The 1,541-nt window shown below is 32.7% G+C and carries 2 protein-coding genes and 1 pseudogene; all 3 read left to right on the top strand.

The features are described 5' to 3' along the window. A pseudogene (locus ACVRZH_RS10100) lies at positions 1-403 on the top strand (hypothetical protein); the annotation flags it as partial. Continuing rightward, a complete protein-coding gene (locus ACVRZH_RS10095) occupies positions 400-699 on the top strand; it encodes a hypothetical protein (RefSeq protein WP_447455139.1) in 300 nt (99 codons plus the stop codon). The pseudogene ACVRZH_RS10100 and the gene ACVRZH_RS10095, both read left to right, overlap by 4 nt. Before the next feature lie 8 nt (positions 700-707). Then, positions 708-1,394 carry an enhanced serine sensitivity protein SseB C-terminal domain-containing protein gene (locus ACVRZH_RS10090; RefSeq protein WP_447455138.1) on the top strand — a complete coding sequence of 229 codons (687 nt, stop codon included), beginning with the start codon at positions 708-710 and terminating at the stop codon, positions 1,392-1,394. The last annotated feature ends 147 nt before the right edge of the window (positions 1,395-1,541 follow it).

Raw genomic sequence — 1,541 nt, 5'->3', positions numbered from 1 at the left:
TCCTTTAGCCGATATTGACGAAGTTGCCGCCTCTAGTTTTGCAAGTGGTAAATATAATGTAAAAGTTTTAGAGGAGGATACAGTATTTTTTAGAGCTGGGAATTCAGAACGACCGCTAGGACAATATTATACACGCGATATACCTGAGTCCGCAATGAAAGTCAGGATTGATTCTGCAGTAAAGCCTCAATGGATAGATAGCAAAACAGGAGTATTAACCGGTACATCTGAAATTACAGATGTGTATGCTACTAAGTTTCCTAAAGGAACCATTTATTACGAAGGACCGACTGGATATCAAGGTGGGGTCTATTTAGGAGGGAAAGAGCAGTTATATATCAATAAGCCTTGGAATATTGAGGGAATACTTGACAATACAACGCACCTAGGGAGAATAAAATGAAAAAAGAATTATCTGAAGCAATAAATGAGTTGGTAAATTTTTTATATATGTACAGACTAGAGGAGAATGTGAGTTATTTCATAGAAATATTGCAGGAAATGTCAAAAGAATTAGAGAAATCCGAAGCGACAGATGAGACCCTGAAAAAATTAAAAACCTTGTATAAAAGTATGTTTTTTCCTAGGGGGGGATTATCAGACTTTTATATTTTAAATAATGATTCAGTGCTTATGAAAAAGTACAATGAACAGTATGTTTTTTTGGTAAAAAAAATAAGTGATTTATTAAATTGTTGAGGTGCCTGATGTCAGATTTAAAGTCATTGTATAATATATACGTAGAGACCAAGGAAGATTCGGATTGGATAAATTTTTCAATAATGTTATCGGAATCCCATATATTGGTTCCCTTTTATATGGAAGATTCTGAAATGCTATTCACAATACGTGACACTGAAAATAACGAATATTTTCCAATTTTTAGTGATTTTCAGTCTTTTGAGGGACATGATATATTTTTTGAAAAAAATTTAAAAATCGCAGAGGTTACGCTCGATTATATTTATGAGCTTTTAGAAAATTCAATTTCTGTTGGACAAGTAGTACTAGATCCATATGATATTAACATTGTCATGAATAAGGAAGATATAAAATCACTGATTTCCCAGAGAGATTCACGCAGAATAGTTTATGGAATTCCTGCAGAAGATACTACCACATTAGAAAAGGGGCTATCTATTATATTTAAAGGTATCCCTCGTGTAAATGCTGTATTTCTTACAAAAGTAGTAATTCAAGAAAAAAGTAGCTATTTATTGGTTATTGATCATCATGAACATAATGAAGAATCTCTGTTTAAAAATATATCCCATGAAATATTAACTCAAGGAATTGAAAGTGCTATGCCTGTAGATTTGATATCCAGTTCTGCCGAATTAGGAAAAGAAATAGTAAAAAATATTTCTCCATTTTATAGTAGTTTTGATCAGTAAGTAAACCAAAACTAGATTTAACATCAGACTCTAAAGTGATGAAGCTTTATCAGGAACAGTTCAAGGAGCTGTCAGCTCTTGTAACAACCTATGTTTCGCTTTTGGAAACGGATATTGCTCTGATTTCACAAACAGGTCAGGAACTGG

This window comes from Streptococcus fryi (assembly GCF_053206505.1).
Note: the sequence above shows the minus strand (reverse complement) of the source record. Positions and strands in the feature narration are given on the sequence as shown.